Source organism: Streptomyces sp. NPDC001292, from assembly GCF_042896465.1.
Taxonomy (GTDB): Bacteria; Actinomycetota; Actinomycetes; order Streptomycetales; family Streptomycetaceae; genus Streptomyces.
Genome location: NZ_JBIAXG010000125.1, coordinates 1 through 2,043 on the forward strand (window position 1 = coordinate 1; position 2,043 = coordinate 2,043).

Annotated in this window: 2 protein-coding genes; both read right to left on the reverse strand. The window is 73.4% G+C overall.

Going from position 1 to position 2,043, the window contains the following annotated elements; translation table 11 throughout:
- Positions 1-242: 242 nt before the first annotated feature.
- Positions 243-893: an ankyrin repeat domain-containing protein gene (locus tag ACFY4A_RS42475; RefSeq protein ID WP_390834655.1), complete on the reverse strand. Its 651-nt coding sequence runs from the start codon at positions 891-893 to the stop codon at positions 243-245.
- Between the two features lie 247 nt (positions 894-1,140).
- Complete coding sequence (locus tag ACFY4A_RS42480; RefSeq protein ID WP_390834656.1) at positions 1,141-1,713, reverse strand: heme-binding protein; 573 nt, start codon at positions 1,711-1,713, stop codon at positions 1,141-1,143.
- Between the last annotated feature and the right edge of the window lie 330 nt (positions 1,714-2,043).

The window sequence follows — 2,043 nt, forward strand, 5'->3', positions numbered from 1 at the left end:
GACGTGCCGCCCTCCCCGGTGCGCTGCCTGCGGATCCAGGACGTGGTGCCCGGCCTGACGGTGCAGGGCCCCGTTCCGGCCCTGACCGGCCGCCTGCGCGAACTGCACCGCGCCTTCCGCGTCGGGCGGCCGGGCACGGCCGCTTCTTGACAGACGGCCCGGATGTCACTGCTCGGCGCGCGTCCGGTCACCGCGCCCGCATCGCGACGACCGCGGTGCGGGCGCGATGACCGGTGTGCCGCTCATCGCCGCCCGGCCTTGCCGCGTTCCGAGTCCGCCCGCGCTTCGGCCTCGCGCAGAACGGCCGCGATCCCGCGGAAGCCGCGACGTTCGGCGTGGGCGCGGGCCGTCGTCCCGTCGGCGTCCGGGAGCAGCGGGTCGGCGCCCGCTCCGAGCAGCACCTCCACCACCTCCTGGTGCGTGCGCCCGCCGTCACCGAGGATCACCGCCTCCAGCAGCGCCGTCCAGCCGAGCCGGTTGACGTGGTCGACGTCGATAGCGGTCTCGGCCAGCACGGCCCGTACGTAGGCCACGTGACCGCGCTCGCTCGCCGGGATCACCGACACCCCGCCGAACCGGTTGGTCAGCTTCAGGTCGGGCCCACCGGGCAGCAGTGCGCGCATCATCGCCACACTTCCGGTCACCCCGGTCACCAGCCACGCGCTGTCCAGGCGGTCGTCCTGCGCGTTCACGTCAGCGCCCGCGTCGACCAGCACCCGGGCCACCTCCACCTCGTCGGCGAGGGCCGCGCGCAACAGGGGCGTACGGCCCTGCTCGTCGCGCGCCTCACGGTCGGCGCCGGCTGCCAGCGCCTCGCGGAGGACGGCGACGTCGCCCCGGTGTGCGGCGTCCAGCAGGGCGCGGTCGGTCGGGGAAAGTGACTTCTTGGCCACGACGGAACTCCTCCACAGGGTGGCAACGGACAACAGGACGACGGCGACGGCGACGGCGGCAAGGAAGACAAGCAAAGCAGAGGAGCGGAAAGGGGTGGTGAGCGAGGAGCCGGGAGGGAAGAAGCGGCCGGAACCTGCGGCGCGCGGGGCGGGTGTTCCCACGCGCCGCAGTGGCCGAGCGCCCGCCGGCCCGGGGACGTCGCTCACTCGGGGACGTCGTTCGCTCGGGTGGTGCTACGGGGCGGGGTCAGCGCCCGTCGCTGATCGCCGCGACGCCGGCCTGGGCGAACTTCTCGTCCAGGTCGCCGGAGGGGGCGCCCGCGACGCCGATGCCCGCGATCGGGGCGTTGTCGTACGCGACCGGGGCACCGCCCGCCAGGAACAGCGTGCCCGGGATGTCCTTCAGGGTCGGCGCCGAGTCCAGGCGCTTGACCAGCTCGGAGGTGGGCGCGTTCCAGGAGACGGCGGTGTACGCCTTCTTGATCGCCGAGTCGTAGGACTGGGGGCCGGCGCCGTCGCCGCGCAGGGTGACGATCGTGTTGCCGTTGCGGTCGACCACCGCGACGGTCACCCGCTGGCCCTCCTTCTGGGCGGCCTTCAGCGCAGCCCGCGCGGCGCCGGTGGCGGCGTCGGCCGTCAGGTGGGTGCTGGTGAACGTGGTCTTGCTCTTCACCGCGGCCACGGCCGCGACCGGAGCGGCGGCCGGGGTGTCGGCGGAGGCGGACACCGCTCCCACCACACCGGCACCGACCGCTGCCACGGCCGCCACGGAGGTGATGGCCTTGGCGCGGGCGGAGAACTTCTTGGCCTTGTGCTGCATCACGGGTACCTCTCCAGTCGTGTCGCGTTCCTCGGCACCCGGGCCGCCGGATCGGCATGCCTGAGCGGGTACCAAAGGACTCAGCGCTTCCTGCGCTGTGCCTCCACTCTCGGCCCGCTCAGCACGTCTTCCCGTCGACGTACCGGCTGCTTCCGGCGCGTGGAACGGCCTACGGGAGGGTCATCCGATCGGTTGACCCACTGCCGTGCCGCCCGGGCGACAATGGCAGTGTTCGCCTAGGAGCGTGGGTCAGTAACGGGCAATTGGCCGGTCGGTCGTGATCGGTGTGATTGATTGCGGTCGGGCGGCGGGCCCGGGGTCCCGACCTGC

Bases quoted from the DNA above. Each gene is read 5' to 3' on its own strand.
- ACFY4A_RS42480 (WP_390834656.1), bottom strand. From the start codon at position 1,713: ATGCAGCACAAGGCCAAGAAGTTCTCCGCCCGCGCCAAGGCCATCACC.